Raw genomic sequence first — 13909 nt, 5'->3', positions numbered from 1 at the left:
AAACTAATTAACGACGCGCGACACTAGATCTTCGGTGCACGCTGCGCACCGCCGCCACATCGGCCGGCACCGGGGGCCGCTCGGGGATCCCGGCACTCGCCGCGTCCAGTCCGCGCCTGATGCTGGTGGCGATCCCCTTGCCCAGCACGAACCGGGTGGGGGTGACCGCTCGCCGGGTGCCGTCCAGCAGCCGGTGAGCGGCTCGGCTGTCGAGCCCGGTGTTGCTCAGCACGAGGTAACGCAGGCGATGCGGCCGTTCCGCGAGCGCGTCGGCGATGGCCGCGGTGGCGGCCTCGTCCAGCCGGTTGTCCGGGGCGTCGAGGACTCTCGCGGCCTTGACGCGCCCGAGATCGCACACCTCTACCCCGGCACGGGCCGCCGCGATCACCAGCCTGGCCGCCGCCTCCGGCCCGATTCCGTTGCTGGCCAGGGAGATCCGGCGCACGTTCCCGGACTCGAGCGCCTCGGCGATGGTGTGCGCGCCCTCGTCGCCGAGCCGGGCCGCGGACACGTACAGCTCGCTCACCGCGCCGGCGGCCAGCACTGCCGCCAGGTGTGTCGCGCCGGCCGGGCCGAGCGGGTTGCCGCCCACGTAGAGCCGCTCGATGCGCCGGCCGGCCCCGGCCGCGGCGAGGATCGCCGCCACCAGCGTCGCCACACCGGTGGCGTCGAGGCCGGTCTGGACCAGATCGAGGGTGCGCAACGACCGCGCGGACTCGACGATCGCGGCCGCCGCGTCCCCGTCGCCGATCGGGTTGCGCTTGAGCCAGACCCCGGTCACCGTGCCGGCCTGCGGCGACATCCGCAGGCTGTCCGCGATCCGGCACACGGCGCCCGCGGTGATGCCGTTGCAGCCGAGGTAGAGGGTCTCCACCTCGCGCTCGACGGCCTGCCCGGCGACCTCGGCCGCGCCGTCGCCGAGTCCGTCGGTGCCGAGCAGGAGATGCTTGATCACGCCGGGACGCAGCGCTTCCGTCACCAAGGCCGCGCCCTCCGGGCCGAGAGCGGACTTGCACAGGTCGAGCCGGCCGTCGGGAAGCGCCGTGCCGGTCGGGAAGTCCCGCCGTTCGGCGGTGGCCGTTCCGGTGCGCAGCCACGCCAGGAGGGGTTCGAGCCTGCTCACCACGCCGCCTCCCGGTAGTCCTTCAGGAACACCCCCGCGCTCGGCGTGCCCCGCTCGCCCCGCACGATCGGGTCGTACACCCTCGCCGCGCCGTCCACGACGTCCAGCGGGGTGCGGAAGCCGTCCCCGGCCAGCCGGTCCTTCTTCGGCATCGGGTTCTCGTCGGTGATCCAGCCGGTGTCGACCGAGCACATGTAGACACCCCGCTCCGCGAGTTCGGGACCACTGGTGCGGGTCAGCATGTTGAGCGCCGCCTTGGCCATGTTCGTGTGCGGATGGCCGGCAGTCTTGTTCCGCACGGCGAACCGGCCTTCGACGGCGGTCACGTTGACGACGTACCGCCGCGGGTGCGGCGAGGCCAGCAGCAGCGGCAGCAGCCGGTCGCACAGCAGGGTCGGCGCGAGCGCGTTGACCAGCTGCGTCTCCAGCACCTCCGCCGCGTCGAGCTCGCCGACGCGGACCGACCACGAGTTGACCGGCGAGGTGTCCGGCAGCAGCCCCGCCTCGTCGAGCTCGGCGAGGGCCAGCGCGCCCGTGCTCTGCCCCAACGCGAGCATGGGGCTGAACCCCGGGGCCAGCAGGGCGTTCGACGGCAGCGCGCCGGTCTCGCCGCCGATCAGCGCCGCGTACGACTCGGGTGGCCGCCGGACGGTCTGGGCGGCGTTGTTGACCAGGATGTCGAGCGGCCTGCCGTCCGCGCGCAGTGACTCGGCCAGGCCGAGTACCTGGCGTGGATCACGCAGGTCGATGCCGAGCAGCGTCAGCCGGTCCAGCCACCGCGCGCTGCCCGGCACCGCCTCGAAGCGACGCTGGGCGTCGCCCGGGAAGCGGGTCGTGACCAGCAGCTCGGCCCCGTCCCGGAGCAGCATGAGCGCGAGCTGGAAACCGATCTTCACCCGCCCTCCGGTGAGCAGCGCGCGGCGTCCCGTCAGGTCCGTGCTCGCAGTGCGGCGCTCGGCGTTCTCCCGTGCGCAGGGCGGGCAGAGCCGGTGGTAGAACGCGTCCACGAGCCGGTAGGGCTCCTTGCAGACGTAACAGCGTCTCGTCCCGGCCAACGGGCGTGCCACCGCCTCCGGGTCCGGTCGCAGCGGCGCATCCTCCCGCCGGTCCAGGGCACCCGTCGCGGTGGCGGCGTCGATCGCCGCGTCCGCTTCGGCGCGTTCCGACGTACGCACCTTCTTGCGGCGCTGCCGCCCCTCGCGGGCGAACGACTCCGCCACCCGCTCGGCCTTCAACCGCACCGGATCGTCCACCGGCAACGCCCGCAGCCGCGCGACGGTCTCGTGGAACGCCGCCAGCTCGGCTTCGCTGACCATGCGGGTTCCCTCCTGCGTTCCGGCCGGATTCGCCTCGGGAGGGCGGCGCACCTGCTCCGCGCACCAGGACCGGGCCTGCCAGGGCGGCCGGATTCGAACCGGCGTGCACCGGATCCGCAGTCCGGGGCGCCTGCCTCTGCGCTACGACCCTGGCATTGCCGAGATCGTATCCTCCCGGCCGGGAGGGCCACGCGCGGAGTGCTCGACGACGGTCGGCAACCGCAACCGGCACAAGGGTTCTCACGACGAAGGCGTGAGGTTCTGGCAAAGAGCGGTGGGAAATTTCGGCTCCACGGCCAGGATTTCGCCGCAGCCGCCGCCCTTGGCCGAGGCGAAGCTCGCCCAGCCGTTGCCCGCCCAGCGGTAGGCGACGCGGTTCGGGGGCTGACCCGCGTGCCGCTGCAGGTCGTGGATCAGCCAGTTCTGGTCGCACGCCCGGGTCGTGCCCGGGTACTCCGCCTCCGCGCTGAACTCCGCCAGCGCGACCCACGCCCTGTCGCAGTGGTCGGCGGGCGGTTCGCACCCGAGCATCTTGTCGCACTGCTTCCAGCCGCCGGGGGCCGGATGCCAGGCGTCGCCCGCGTTGACGACCACCGGCCGCTTGCCGATCGGGGCCGCCGTCTTCATCGGGAAGTCGGCCGGGACCCGCCGGCAGTCCGCGCCGTCCTTGGTCTGGAACACGACGCCGGCGTCGATCCTGTCGGCCGTCTCGGTGACCTGGGCGTGCGGGCCGACGGCACAGCCGGGCAGGTCGACGTGCAGCACCGCACTGTGGTCGTCCGGGCCCGGCCGGATGTCGGTGACCCACGCGGACTCGTCCGCCCGCGGAACCGCCACCGGCGGAGTCACCACCACCGGTGGCGGCTCCGTGAACGTGGTCTTCGGCGTGGCCGTGCTCCGGTACGGGATGTTCATCGCCAGCACCAGCCAGAACACGAGCCCGCCGGCGGCGAGCAGCCCGAAGCTCCACAGCACGGGTCTGACGAATCTCGACATCGACGTTTCCCCTCACCGTTGCCGGCGGCAGCCTACCCGGGAACGCCGGCCTTCGTGCCCGTGATCAGCATCGCGTGCCCGAGCACCTTCGGATGCCGCAGCGGGAAGGGCAGGGGCACAGCGTCGGCGAGGCTGCCGAACTCCGCGATCTCGGCTCTGGCCCCGCCGACCGCGTCCCGGACATCGTCGAGCGAAGGGTAGAAAGCCGGGTCGCCGAACAGGTCGAGGAAGACGTACCGGCCGCCCGGCCGCAGGACCCGCAGTGCCTCGGCCGCCCCGTCGGACTTGCGTTCCACATCGCCGATCTCGTGGAAGGTCAGGCAGCTGACCACGACGTCGAAGCTCCCGTCGGCGAACCCGAGGGCGGCACCGCTCCGCTTGAGGAACGTCGTGCGCGCGGCGACCCCCTCGATCCGCGCGTTGTCCTCGCACAGCTCCTTCGAGTACTCCCAGTCCCGCCCCCACGAGTCGACGCCGGTGACCGTACCGGCCGACGCTTTCGCGAGCTTGACGACCAGGCTTCCGCTGCCACACCCCACGTCCAGCGCCTGGCTCTCCCCCGCAAGCTCGGCCTTCGCGACGATCAGGTCGTGGATGCGGCGCTGAAGGTCACCGCCGCGGGGCGCGAACCGATAAACGGTCAGCGCCAGGATCGCCGTGATATAGCCGAGAAGCGCGAAGGGGGCCAGGAAAAGCAGGAACCACGGCGACCAGAACGCCACCGCGCTCCCGGCCAGGCACACACCGCTCAGCGCCGCGAACACGGCGAGCCAGGTGCTGCGGATCCAGGTGCGGTAGCGCGGTTTGCGCTCGCTCGACATCGGCCGATTCTACCGTTTCCCTCCAGTCCATTGCGTGAAATCGCATTTTGTGGCTCACCGGAGGGGCCCATAGTGTCGAATTCATGGAGTGGAACTTTCGGACGGCCGAAGAACTCGCGGCCGCCTTGCGGGCCGGTGAAGTGACCTCGGTGGACCTGACCGACGAGGCGATCGACCGCATCGAGCGGGACGACAAGGCGATCAACGCGATCTGCGTGCCGGACTTCGACCGTGCGCGGGCCGCCGCACGCCGTGCCGACGAGGCGCGCGCCCGCGGTGAGGACCGGCCGCTGCTCGGTATTCCGGTGACGGTCAAGGAGTCCTACGACGTCGCCGGGCTCCCCACGACCTGGGGCATGCCGCCGCACCGGAACTTCAGGCCGGCCGAGGACGCGGTGCAGGTGTCGCGGCTCAAGATCGCGGGCGCGGTGGTGCTCGGCAAGACCAACGTGCCGCTGGGGCTGCAGGACATCCAGAGTTTCAACGAGATCTACGGCACCACCAACAACCCGTGGGATCACGGCCGCACGCCGGGTGGGTCCTCCGGCGGGTCGGCGGCGGCACTGGCGTCCGGGTTCGGCGCGCTGTCCATCGGCTCCGACATCGCCGGTTCGCTGCGCACTCCCGCGCATTTCTGCGGCATCTACGCGCACAAGCCGACGCTCGGGCTGGCGGCGAACCGCGGCATGGTGCCGCCGTCCGAGCCGGCCTTGCCCGTCGACCTCGACCTCGCCGTCGTCGGCCCGATGGCGCGCAGCGCCCGCGACCTCACGCTCCTGCTCGACGTCATGGCCGGACCCGACCCACTGACGTTCGGCAAGGCATACGACGTGACGCTGCCGCCCGCGCGCCACGAGCGGCTCGGCGACTTCCGCGTCCTGGTCCTCGACGAGCACCCGCTCATTCCGACCGCGTCCGCGGTGCGCGCGGGCGTGAACCGGGTGGCCGGCGCGCTCGCCGACGGCGGCGCCCGCGTCGAACGGCACAGTCCGTCAATGCCCGATCTGTCCGAAGCCGCGACGCTCTACATGCAGCTGCTGATTTCGAGCTCCACCGCGCGTTTCCCCGTCGATTCGATCGAGCAATTGCGCGCCCGCGTCGCCGGAATGGGCGCGGACGACAGTCTCGACGCCGTGCGGCTGCGCGCGATGCTGTTCAGCCACGCCGACTGGATGGCGGCGAACAACCGCCGTGAAGTCCACCGCCACGGCTGGCGGCAGCTGTTCACCGAGTTCGACGCGGTGGTCTGCCCGATCACGCCGACACCCGCGTTCCCGCACGACCACCACCCCAACCCTATGGAGCGGCGCATCGACATCGACGGCGCCGAGTACCCGTACTTCGACCAGCTCGTCTGGGCCGGTGTGGCCACCATGCCCGGCCTGCCCGCCACCGCGATCCCGGCGGGCCGCTCCCCCGAGGGCCTTCCGGTGGGGGTGCAGCTGATCGGTCCGCAGTTCGAAGACCGCACTCCGCTGCGTCTGGCCGAACTGCTGGAGCAGAAAATCGGCGGCTTCCAGGCACCGAAGTAGTACTTTCGGCCGATGTCGGCCCGCAAAAACCCTCCGAAAGACGTGGGCCATTTCGGGGTTCTCGCTTCGGCTCCGGTTCCGCTGTCGATCACCGCCCTAATGTGGCGGTGCTTGGTGATCTTGAACCGGAACCGAAGAGGGGAACCACCTTGCCCGACCGGACCAGACTTCTCGGCAGAACGCTCGCTGCGGCGGGCACCGCGGCGGCACTCGCGCTCGCCACGGCCGTTCCCGCGGCCGCGGCGGCGCCCTCCACCGTCGAGCAGGACGTCGCGCAGCTGTACCAGGACGTCACCGATCTCTACAACGGCCTGCCCGCGGACGCGCTGCGCCGCGTCGACCGGCTCATCGAGTCGCCCATCCCGCACCTCGGCCCGCGGAGCCGGGCCGCGCAGGGCCCGATCCCAGGCTGCACCGAGGGTTCGCTGCTGACGTACGCGAACAAGCTCGCGGCCCAGCTCACGCCGCTCGAGAACCAGGCGTTCGACGCGCTGTCGGGGCTCAGCCAGCTGTACGTCCAGGGCGTCGCGTCCGACAAGACCCCGCAGGTCTTCGGCACCGACGGCCAGTACACCCCGCGCGCCACCGCGACCATCGACAAGCTGCGCGGCTTCTGGGACATCGAGAGCTGGAACATCCAGCTCGTCGCCTGGAAGGGCACCGATCTGGGCAGCCAGGCGAAGATGGCGCAGACGTTCAGCCTCGGCCTCGCGCCGGCGAAGGTGAAGGCCGCCGCCGCGCTGGCGACCAAGGTGCTCTACGAAGTGCCGGCGCTGCAGGGCGGCCGGCACCCGCTGCTGACGTTGAACGCGTTCTCCGCCCCGGCCGGCAGCCTCGGCGGCAAGCGCGTGGCCCTCGGCGACGGCCTCCTCGACACGGTGAACGCCCTCGGCTTCGACGACGTCTCGGTGGAATCCGTGGTCGGCCACGAGTACGGCCACCAGGTCGACTTCGCCCACGAGAACTACCCGCGCAACGAGTCGTCCGAGATGGGCCCCGACGCCTACGGCGGCTACTTCGTCGCGCACGCCAAGGGCTTCGCGTGGAACGCCCGCACCCAGCAGGAGGTCACCTACCTCGACGCGTCCATCGGCGACTGCTTCCACAGCCACGGCACCCCCGACCAGCGCAAGGCCGCCGGAGCTTGGGGCGAGAAGCAGGCGACGAGCCAGGGCAACCCGAACCGGATCGTCCCGACCGCGACGATGATCGAGAAGTTCCAGAAGGAGTACCCGAAGCTGATGCCGCCGGCCGATCAGTCCGCGGTGGCCGCGGTGGCCGCTGCTCGCGGTTAGGCTCCCGGGCCGTCTCCCCCGAACCGAGGGAGACGGCCCGTTTCTCAGGGCTGGGGCTCGACTTCGCAGTCGAGGTAGAGGTGCCCGTTGGCGCTGACCTCGGTGGTCCCGACGTTGCCCCCGGAGGTCAGCCACCAGCCCGCCGGCGGTGTCACGCGGACCTCGTACTCGCCGACCGGCAGCCCGGTGAACCGGAAATCGCCGTTTCGGTCGGTGTAGGTGGTGGCCCGGCGGTCGATGTCGTACAGCCCGACCATGGTGATCTTGATGCCCTTGAGCCCCTCACCCGGGTCCTTGCGCTGGTTTCCGTTCTTGTCGTAGTAGCCGGCTCCTTCCGACTCGCCGGTCAGTCCGGGCACGGACGCCCGGGCGACGCCGATGTTGTCCTGCGGGTCGGTGTCGCCGTTCTGAGCGGTGAAGCCATCGGCGATCGTCACCCGGCCGACGTTCGCGGAGCCGGCGGGCACAATGCCGCGCAGGACGACGCTGACCGTCTGACCCGCGGGGATGGTGATCCCCTCCTGGTCGTGGCCGACGCCGGCCCAGTCGGTGATCTCCAGCTCCCACGAGTCGCCGTTCCCGCCACTGTCGTTGACGACCTTGACGGCGTCGACCGAGCCCCAGTTCGCGAACTTGTAGGTGACCGTGGCGGTGTCACCGGCGTGGTAGGTGAGCTTGTCGAACCGGGTGGAAACGACGTGAACGTTCGGTTCCGCGGTCGCGGCGACGGCGGGCAGCGCGCCCGCGAGCAGGGCGGCCGAGCATGCCGCCGCGATGAATATGGGTTGTCTGAAACTGGAGAACATCGACACGACTCCCCTTCGTCCGGAGGCGGGAAGATCCCGCTCGGAGTTACACGCCGCTGCGGCGCGAAGGGTTTATCCGGAGTTGTGCCGGCAACGACCGGTGGGTGCGTTTCCACAGCCTGCCCGAATCCAAGCGCTATCCCGACGTCGACGCCGAGTACGACAAGCGACGAGGACGAAACCGACCCGGACTTCGTCACCTACACCCACCTGTACGCCAACTGCAGGCTTTGGGGGCCCGGTCTCGTGGACGACCAGCTCCGCGCCGCCGAACGCGACGCCCTGAAACGCCGTCACACCGGCTGGCTCTCCGTTCATCCCTCCGGCTTCTGAGCCACCGCGGAGCGGTACCGGCCCGGAGTCTGCCCGACCAGATCCGTGAACGCTTCGATGAAACTGGTCGGGTTCGCCCAGCCCAGCCGGATCGCCGTGTCCGTGACCGACGCTCCGTCGCCGAGTTCGAGCAAAGCCCGCTGGATCCGCAGCAGCGTGCGCCACTGGTGGAAGCTCATCGACAGCTCGCTGCCGAACAACCGGCTGAGGGTTCGCTCGCTCGACCCCGTCCGGTGCCCCAGTTCCGCCAAGGTCGCCGGGCTGGCCGGGTCCGCGTGCAGCAGGTCCGTGACGGCCTTGAGGCGGGGGTCCCCCGACTCCGGAAGGCGCAAGGGTTCCCGCGAGGCGCGGGAAAGCTCCGAGATGACGACCTCGAGCAGCAGACAGACGCGAGCGGGGTCGTCGTCGCCGAGCAAAGCCAGGTACGCCTCGCGCAGCAGCGGACTGGCCACGAACACCGAGGGCTCCGACGGTAGCCGCTCGGCCGAGGCCGCCGGGACCCGGAGCAGGCGGATGTCGGTCTCGCCGTGGGAACGGCTGCTGTGGACGTAAAACGGGGGCACCCATGTGATGCGGCTCGCCGGCGCCACCCACGTGCCGACCTGGGTCTTGGTGACCAGCGCTCCGGACGCTGCGTACCTGAGCTGTCCGAAATCGTGGCAGTGCGGGGCGACCTCCTCGCCGTGGACCAGGGGCCCGCAGGCGCCCGAAAACTCCTGAACACGTTCGGTCACGCCACCCACCCTAACCAAGTTTTGGCGGGTTTCCGGCGTTTCCTGGCGCGACACCGGTGGTACGCCCGCGCCGTGACGATCATCGTCGAGGTATGCGAACCATCACCCAGCACACGCTCGGCGGCCCCGACGTCCTCACCGTCGTGGACGCGCCGGAGCCGCGCGCCCGGCCGACCGAAGTCCTCGTCCGCGTCAAGGCGATCGGGCTGAACCCGCTCGAAGCGCGCCTGCGCGCCGGCGAGTTCCCGCTGCTCGGCCCGCCGCCGTTCACCCTCGGCTGGGACATCAGCGGTGTCGTCGAGGACGCGCCGCAGACGTGGCGGTTCCGGCCCGGCGACGAGGTGTTCGGGATGCCGCTGTTCCCGCAGGCGGCCAACGCGTACGCCGAATTCGTGGCGGCGCCGGCCTTGCACCTGGTGCGCAAGCCGGCGTCGCTCTCGCACGTCGAGGCTTCGGCGTTGCCGATCGTCGGGCTGACCGCGTGGCAGGGCCTCGTCGACCTCGGCGGTGTGAGCGCGGGCGACCGCGTCCTGGTCCACGGCGGTGGCGGCGGGGTCGGCCACGTCGCCATCCAGATCGCGAAATCCCGCGGCGCGCACGTGATCACGACCGCCGCCGGGAGCATCCGGGAGTTCGTCGCGGGGTTCGGCGCCGACGAGGTGATCGACTACACGACGGTCGACTTCGCCGAGGTGGTCCGCGACGTCGACGTCGTGCTCGACACGATCGGCGGCGACACCGCCGAGCGCTCGCTCGCGGTGCTCCGCCCCGGCGGCCACCTGGTGACGGCGGTCGCCGAGGAGGACTCGGCGCTCATCGCCAAGTTCGAGGCGGCCGGCCTGCGCTTCAGCGGCATCGCGGTCGACCCGGATCCGATCGCGCTGCGCGGGCTCGTCGACCTCGTCGAGCGGGGCGGGCTCCGGGTCCACGTGCAGGAGACGTTCCCGTTCGAGCGCGTCGCCGACGCCCACCGGCTGCTCGACGGCGGCCACCTCCGGGGCAAGGTCGTCCTCACCGTGTGACCGTCAGAGCCGCGAAACCTGGTAGTGCGCGATCAGCCACTTCTCCCCGGCCCGGCGGACGATCACGCCGAGCTGCACCGAGATCGTCGGCCGGTCCGGGAAGGTGAAGTCGACGCTCGCGTACCCGAGCACCACGTCGTCGGCCAAGGTGCGGGTCTCCACGATCCGGTACTCCGCGGTCATGCCGAGCGGCTGGGAGTCGTAGTACGCCACCACGCCGTCGCGGCCCACCGTGTACGGGTGGAGGCCCTGGAAGATCGCGTCTTCGGTGAAGTTCTCCGCCACCCGCTCCGGGTCGTGCGCGTCGACCGCCGACTTCCAGGCGTCCAAGACTCCGGTCAGGATGCTCATGACGTCAGTGTCCCGCGCTCTGGCCGCCGTCGACGTGCAGGATCTCGCCGGTCACGAACGGCGCGCCCTCCAGGTACACGATCGCGTCGACGATGTCGCTCGTGTCGCCGATCCGCCCGACCGGGTGCAGGCCCGCGAGCGCGTCGTGCGTCGACGCCGGGTGCATCGGGGTGCGGATGATGCCCGGCGACACCGCGTTCACGCGGATCCCCCGCGTCGCGTACTCGATGGCGAGGGACTTCGTGACCGCGTTCAGGCCGCCCTTGGTCAGTGACGCCAGCGCCGACGGCACCGCGCTGTTCGCGTGGTCGGTCAGGCTGGTCGTGATGGTGACGATGTGCCCGCCGCCGACCTCAAGCATCGCGGCGATCGCGCGCTGGGTGACCTCGAAGAAGCCGCGCTGGTTGACGCCGGTCACGAGGTCGAAGTCGGCCGCCGTGTACTCGGTGAACGGCTTCGCGATGAAGACACCGGCGTTGTTGACCAGCGCGTCCACGCGGCCGAACGTCGCGAGTGCCTGGTCGATCACGCGGGCGCCGACGGCCGGATCGGCGATGTCGCCCGGGACGGCCAGGATCCCGGCGTCGCCCGACGGGGTGATCGAGCGCGAGTTCGCGACGACGGCGTAACCGAGCTTGCGGTACGCCTCGACCACGGCCGCGCCGATGCCCTGGGAAGCGCCGGTGACGACCGCGACCTTCTGCGTGTTCATGGTTCCTCCTGGTGAGTGGACTTCCTGAGCCGAGGATGTGCCGGGTGTGAACCGGTGCGCCACGACCGGTTCGCTCACAGCTGGGAGGCCCCGGCTCCCACCGCACTAAGCTGCCGGTATGGAGCTACGCCAGCTTCGGTACTTCGTGGCGGTCGCCACAGAACTGAACTTCGGCCGGGCCGCGGAGCGGTTGCGCATCGCCGGACCTTCGCTGTCCCAGCAGATCAAGGCGCTCGAACGCGACCTCGGTATCCGGCTCTTCGACCGCGACCGCCGCTCGGTGACGCTCACCGAGTGCGGCGAGTCGCTGCTGCCGCGGGTGCTCGCGCTGCTGGAGCAGGCGGACGAGCTGCGCCGCTCGGCCGCGGGGATCGCCGCGCGCGAGCCGGTGCGGCTGGGGTACGTCAACTGGCACCCGGCCGACCTGCTCGACCGCGTCGCGGGCGTCGCGCACCTGCACGTCGACACGTGGGTGCTGCCCTCGCACGCCCAGCTGCGGCGGGTCGCCGACCAGAGCATCGACCTGGCGATCTGCTGGGCGCGGGCCGCCGACCTGGCCGAGCACGACCTCGAAGCCCGCCTGCTCGGCGCGGACCGCCTCCACGCGATCGGCACCGGCAGTGCCGAGGTGGCGGCGAAGGACGTCGTCGTGCTCGTCGACGCCGACACCGCCAGCTGGGCCTCCTGGAACGACTACGCCGAGGAGTTCGCGCGGGCCACCGGCGCCCAGGTCGTGCCCACCCACGACGGCGGCGTCACCGGCCCGGCCTTCTTCGACCACGTCCGCCGGCTGCGGCGCCCGGTGCTCAACTCACCCAAGGGCCAGACGACGCCGGTGCCGCCGGACCTCGCGCGCCGGGCGGTGACCGGCCCGGCGCCGCTGTGGACGTGGTCGCTGGTGTCCCGCCGCGACGAAACCCGCGCCCCGGTCCTGGCGACGATCGCGGCACTGGCCCGGGACGTCGGCCCGCTGGACCTCGACACCGGGTGGGTGCCCGCGGACGACCCGCACGCGGGCCTCAGCCGAACGCCCGCACCGCCACGTCCTGCCAGTCTTCCCACGTCTTCAACCGGTCCTGGTACTCCTCGGTGACCGCCGGCAGGGACTTGCCGAGGAACATCCGCAGCGGCGGGTCGGCGGCGTCGACGAGCTCGAGGACGGCCGCCCGGGTCGCGTACGGGTCGCCGACGTCCCACTGGCCTTCTTCGACGGCCGGGTAGTCCGGGTTGGCCGTGCTCCGGCGCGAGCCCACGCCGAGCCAGTCCGTCGCGTAGGGGCCCGGCTCCAGGTTGGTGACGTGGATGCCGAACTGCGCGACTTCCTGGGCCAGGGACTGGGAAAGCCCTTCCAGCGCCCACTTCGACGCGTGGTAGGCGCCGATGCCGGGGAACGCGACGACGCCGCCCTCGCTGGTGACCTGGATGATGTGCCCGCGGCGCCGCGCCCGCAGGATCGGCAGCGCCGCCTGCGTGACCCAGAGCGCGCCGAAGAAGTTCGTCTCCAGCTGGGCGCGGACATCGTCTTCGCTCAGTTCTTCGACGCGGCCGAAGTGGCCGTAGCCGGCGTTGTTGACGACGACGTCCAATCCGCCGAAGTGGTCCGCCGCGCGCTGGACGGCGGCGAACACGGCTTCCCGGTCGGTGACGTCGAGCCGCAGCGGCAGCACGGCGTCGCCGTAGCGCTCGGCGAGATCGGCCAAGTCGGCGAGGTTGCGGGCGGTGGCGGCGACCCGGTCGCCGCGGTCGAGGGCGGCTTCGGCCCAGTGGCGGCCGAAGCCCTTCGAGGATCCTGTGATGAACCAAATCATGCTTCCATGGTGAGCCCGTCCAGCCATGAGCACCAGCGATGTCTTCGCACATCTGCTGTGCGCTTTGTGCATGGCTAGGCTGGCGGCATGGCAGAAGTGACGCTGACCGGCCTGCGGGTGATCCGCGAGGTGGCGGCCACGGGTTCGTTCACCGCGGCGGCCGCGTCCCTCGGGTACACGCAGTCCGCCATCTCGCGGCAGGTGGCGATGATGGAAGCCGCCGCGGGCACGGCGTTGTTCGAGCGGCACGCCCGCGGGGTGCGGCCGAGCCCGGCCGGGGCGCTCCTGGCCCGGCACGCCACCACCGCGCTGGCGGTCGTCGACGCCGCGGAGCAGGAGCTGGCCGGCCTGGCCGACCGGCTGGCGGGGCGCCTGTCGATCGGCGCCTTCCCGGCCGCGGCGGCGGTCCTGGTCCCCCGGGCACTCGCCGTCCTGCGGACCCGGCATCCCGGGCTGGCCGTCACGCTCGAGGAAGGCGCGACCCCGGTGCTGCTCGCCCGGCTCCGCGGCGGGCGCACCGAGGTCGTGGTGATCGGCGTCGGCGCCGGGCTGCCCGGCTACGACCTCGCCGGCCTGCACCAGGACGTCCTGACCGAGGACGACCTGCGCGTCGCGGTCCCGGCCGGGCACCGGCTGGCCCACCGGCGCCGGGTGGACGTCGCCGACCTGCGCGACGAGACGTGGATCGCGGGCCGCGGCGGACGCGGAGAGCCGCAGTTCGGCGCGTGGCCGACCCTGGACGAGCCCCGCGTCGGTCACGCGGTCCGCAGCTGGACCACCCGGCTGGGCATGGTGGCGGCCGGGCTGGGCATCGCGCTGCTGCCGGGCGTGGCGGCCGCGTCCGTGCCCGCGGGGGTCGCGGTCGTGTCCGTCGAGGACCCGGCGTGGCGCGGGCGGTCGGCGGTGGTCGTTACGCGGCCGGGCCGCTCGGCGGGTGCCACCGCCGTGGTCGACGCGCTTCGGGAGCAAGCGGCCGAGCTACGCGGCTGAGCGGGGGGGGCGCGGCCGGTCCGCAGTCGTCATCACCCGCCCGGGCCGCTCGGCCGGCGCCACCGCCGCG

General features: G+C 71.8%; 14 protein-coding genes and 1 tRNA gene. 5 read left to right on the top strand and 10 right to left on the bottom strand.

What is annotated here, in order from left to right:
- Nucleotides 1–7: 7 nt before the first annotated feature.
- The 5 genes from ACZ7OU_RS25815 to ACZ7OU_RS25795 all read right to left on the bottom strand — a co-directional run bounded on the left by ACZ7OU_RS25815 (nt 8) and on the right by ACZ7OU_RS25795 (nt 4256).
- On the bottom strand, nt 8–1123 hold the full coding sequence (locus ACZ7OU_RS25815; RefSeq protein ID WP_470257062.1) for a leucine-rich repeat domain-containing protein: 1116 nt from the start codon (nt 1121–1123) through the stop codon (nt 8–10).
- The gene (locus ACZ7OU_RS25810; RefSeq protein ID WP_470237518.1) at nt 1120–2439 is read right to left on the bottom strand and encodes an SDR family NAD(P)-dependent oxidoreductase; all 1320 of its coding nucleotides are present in this window, start codon (nt 2437–2439) and stop codon (nt 1120–1122) included. The genes ACZ7OU_RS25815 and ACZ7OU_RS25810 overlap by 4 nt, the downstream gene beginning before the upstream one ends.
- A 76-nt stretch (nt 2440–2515) precedes the next feature.
- Nucleotides 2516–2593, bottom strand: a tRNA-Arg gene (locus ACZ7OU_RS25805).
- Nucleotides 2594–2679: 86 nt separating this feature from the next.
- Nucleotides 2680–3435 (bottom strand): hypothetical protein, encoded by a 756-nt coding sequence (locus ACZ7OU_RS25800; protein WP_470257061.1) that lies wholly within the window; start codon nt 3433–3435, stop codon nt 2680–2682.
- A 32-nt stretch (nt 3436–3467) separates the two neighbouring features.
- Nucleotides 3468–4256, bottom strand: a complete 789-nt coding sequence (locus ACZ7OU_RS25795; protein WP_470257060.1) for a class I SAM-dependent methyltransferase — start codon at nt 4254–4256, stop codon at nt 3468–3470.
- A gap of 83 nt (nt 4257–4339) precedes the next feature.
- Between ACZ7OU_RS25795 and ACZ7OU_RS25790 the strand changes: the two genes are divergently transcribed.
- The gene (locus ACZ7OU_RS25790; protein ID WP_470257059.1) at nt 4340–5788 is read left to right on the top strand and encodes an amidase; all 1449 of its coding nucleotides are present in this window, start codon (nt 4340–4342) and stop codon (nt 5786–5788) included.
- A gap of 149 nt (nt 5789–5937) precedes the next feature.
- Nucleotides 5938–7083 carry a M48 family metalloprotease gene (locus tag ACZ7OU_RS25785; protein WP_470257058.1) on the top strand — a complete coding sequence of 382 codons (1146 nt, stop codon included), beginning with the start codon at nt 5938–5940 and terminating at the stop codon, nt 7081–7083.
- A gap of 44 nt (nt 7084–7127) precedes the next feature.
- On the opposite strand, the gene ACZ7OU_RS25780 is transcribed toward ACZ7OU_RS25785, so the two are convergent.
- Nucleotides 7128–7889, bottom strand: a complete 762-nt coding sequence (locus ACZ7OU_RS25780; protein ID WP_470257057.1) for an SdrD B-like domain-containing protein — start codon at nt 7887–7889, stop codon at nt 7128–7130.
- A 314-nt stretch (nt 7890–8203) separates the two neighbouring features.
- Nucleotides 8204–8956 (bottom strand): helix-turn-helix transcriptional regulator, encoded by a 753-nt coding sequence (locus ACZ7OU_RS25775; protein ID WP_470257056.1) that lies wholly within the window; start codon nt 8954–8956, stop codon nt 8204–8206.
- 92 nt (nt 8957–9048) lie between these two features.
- On the opposite strand from ACZ7OU_RS25775, the gene ACZ7OU_RS25770 reads away from it, so the two are divergent.
- Complete coding sequence (locus ACZ7OU_RS25770; protein ID WP_470257055.1) at nt 9049–9978, top strand: NADP-dependent oxidoreductase; 930 nt, start codon at nt 9049–9051, stop codon at nt 9976–9978.
- 3 nt (nt 9979–9981) lie between these two features.
- Here ACZ7OU_RS25770 and ACZ7OU_RS25765 read toward each other — a convergent pair whose 3' ends face one another.
- A complete protein-coding gene (locus ACZ7OU_RS25765; RefSeq protein ID WP_470257054.1) occupies nt 9982–10329 on the bottom strand; it encodes a YybH family protein in 348 nt (115 codons plus the stop codon).
- A gap of 4 nt (nt 10330–10333) precedes the next feature.
- Nucleotides 10334–11041: an SDR family NAD(P)-dependent oxidoreductase gene (locus ACZ7OU_RS25760; RefSeq protein ID WP_470257052.1), complete on the bottom strand. Its 708-nt coding sequence runs from the start codon at nt 11039–11041 to the stop codon at nt 10334–10336.
- A gap of 118 nt (nt 11042–11159) precedes the next feature.
- Here ACZ7OU_RS25760 and ACZ7OU_RS25755 point away from each other — a divergent pair, with 118 nt between their 5' ends.
- A complete protein-coding gene (locus ACZ7OU_RS25755; protein WP_470257051.1) occupies nt 11160–12134 on the top strand; it encodes a LysR family transcriptional regulator in 975 nt (324 codons plus the stop codon).
- Here ACZ7OU_RS25755 and ACZ7OU_RS25750 read toward each other — a convergent pair.
- On the bottom strand, nt 12061–12849 hold the full coding sequence (locus tag ACZ7OU_RS25750) for an SDR family NAD(P)-dependent oxidoreductase (RefSeq protein ID WP_470257050.1): 789 nt from the start codon (nt 12847–12849) through the stop codon (nt 12061–12063). The two genes, ACZ7OU_RS25755 and ACZ7OU_RS25750, sit on opposite strands and share 74 nt — an antisense overlap.
- 87 nt (nt 12850–12936) lie before the next feature.
- Between ACZ7OU_RS25750 and ACZ7OU_RS25745 the strand changes: the two genes are divergently transcribed.
- The gene (locus tag ACZ7OU_RS25745) at nt 12937–13839 is read left to right on the top strand and encodes a LysR family transcriptional regulator (RefSeq protein WP_470257049.1); all 903 of its coding nucleotides are present in this window, start codon (nt 12937–12939) and stop codon (nt 13837–13839) included.
- Nucleotides 13840–13909: the final 70 nt, after the last annotated feature.

Source organism: Amycolatopsis sp. NPDC114505 (assembly GCF_055633615.1).
Note: the sequence above shows the minus strand (reverse complement) of the source record. Positions and strands in the feature narration are given on the sequence as shown.

Bases quoted from the DNA above. Each gene is read 5' to 3' on its own strand.
- ACZ7OU_RS25810 (WP_470237518.1), bottom strand. From the start codon at position 2,439: ATGGTCAGCGAAGCCGAGCTGGCGGCGTTCCACGAGACCGTCGCGCGG.
- ACZ7OU_RS25800 (WP_470257061.1), bottom strand. From the start codon at position 3,435: ATGTCGAGATTCGTCAGACCCGTGCTGTGGAGCTTCGGGCTGCTCGCC.
- ACZ7OU_RS25795 (WP_470257060.1), bottom strand. From the start codon at position 4,256: ATGTCGAGCGAGCGCAAACCGCGCTACCGCACCTGGATCCGCAGCACC.
- ACZ7OU_RS25790 (WP_470257059.1), top strand. From the start codon at position 4,340: ATGGAGTGGAACTTTCGGACGGCCGAAGAACTCGCGGCCGCCTTGCGG.
- ACZ7OU_RS25780 (WP_470257057.1), bottom strand. From the start codon at position 7,889: ATGTTCTCCAGTTTCAGACAACCCATATTCATCGCGGCGGCATGCTCG.
- ACZ7OU_RS25770 (WP_470257055.1), top strand. From the start codon at position 9,049: ATGCGAACCATCACCCAGCACACGCTCGGCGGCCCCGACGTCCTCACC.
- ACZ7OU_RS25765 (WP_470257054.1), bottom strand. From the start codon at position 10,329: ATGAGCATCCTGACCGGAGTCTTGGACGCCTGGAAGTCGGCGGTCGAC.
- ACZ7OU_RS25760 (WP_470257052.1), bottom strand. From the start codon at position 11,041: ATGAACACGCAGAAGGTCGCGGTCGTCACCGGCGCTTCCCAGGGCATC.
- ACZ7OU_RS25755 (WP_470257051.1), top strand. From the start codon at position 11,160: ATGGAGCTACGCCAGCTTCGGTACTTCGTGGCGGTCGCCACAGAACTG.
- ACZ7OU_RS25750 (WP_470257050.1), bottom strand. From the start codon at position 12,849: ATGATTTGGTTCATCACAGGATCCTCGAAGGGCTTCGGCCGCCACTGG.
- ACZ7OU_RS25745 (WP_470257049.1), top strand. From the start codon at position 12,937: ATGGCAGAAGTGACGCTGACCGGCCTGCGGGTGATCCGCGAGGTGGCG.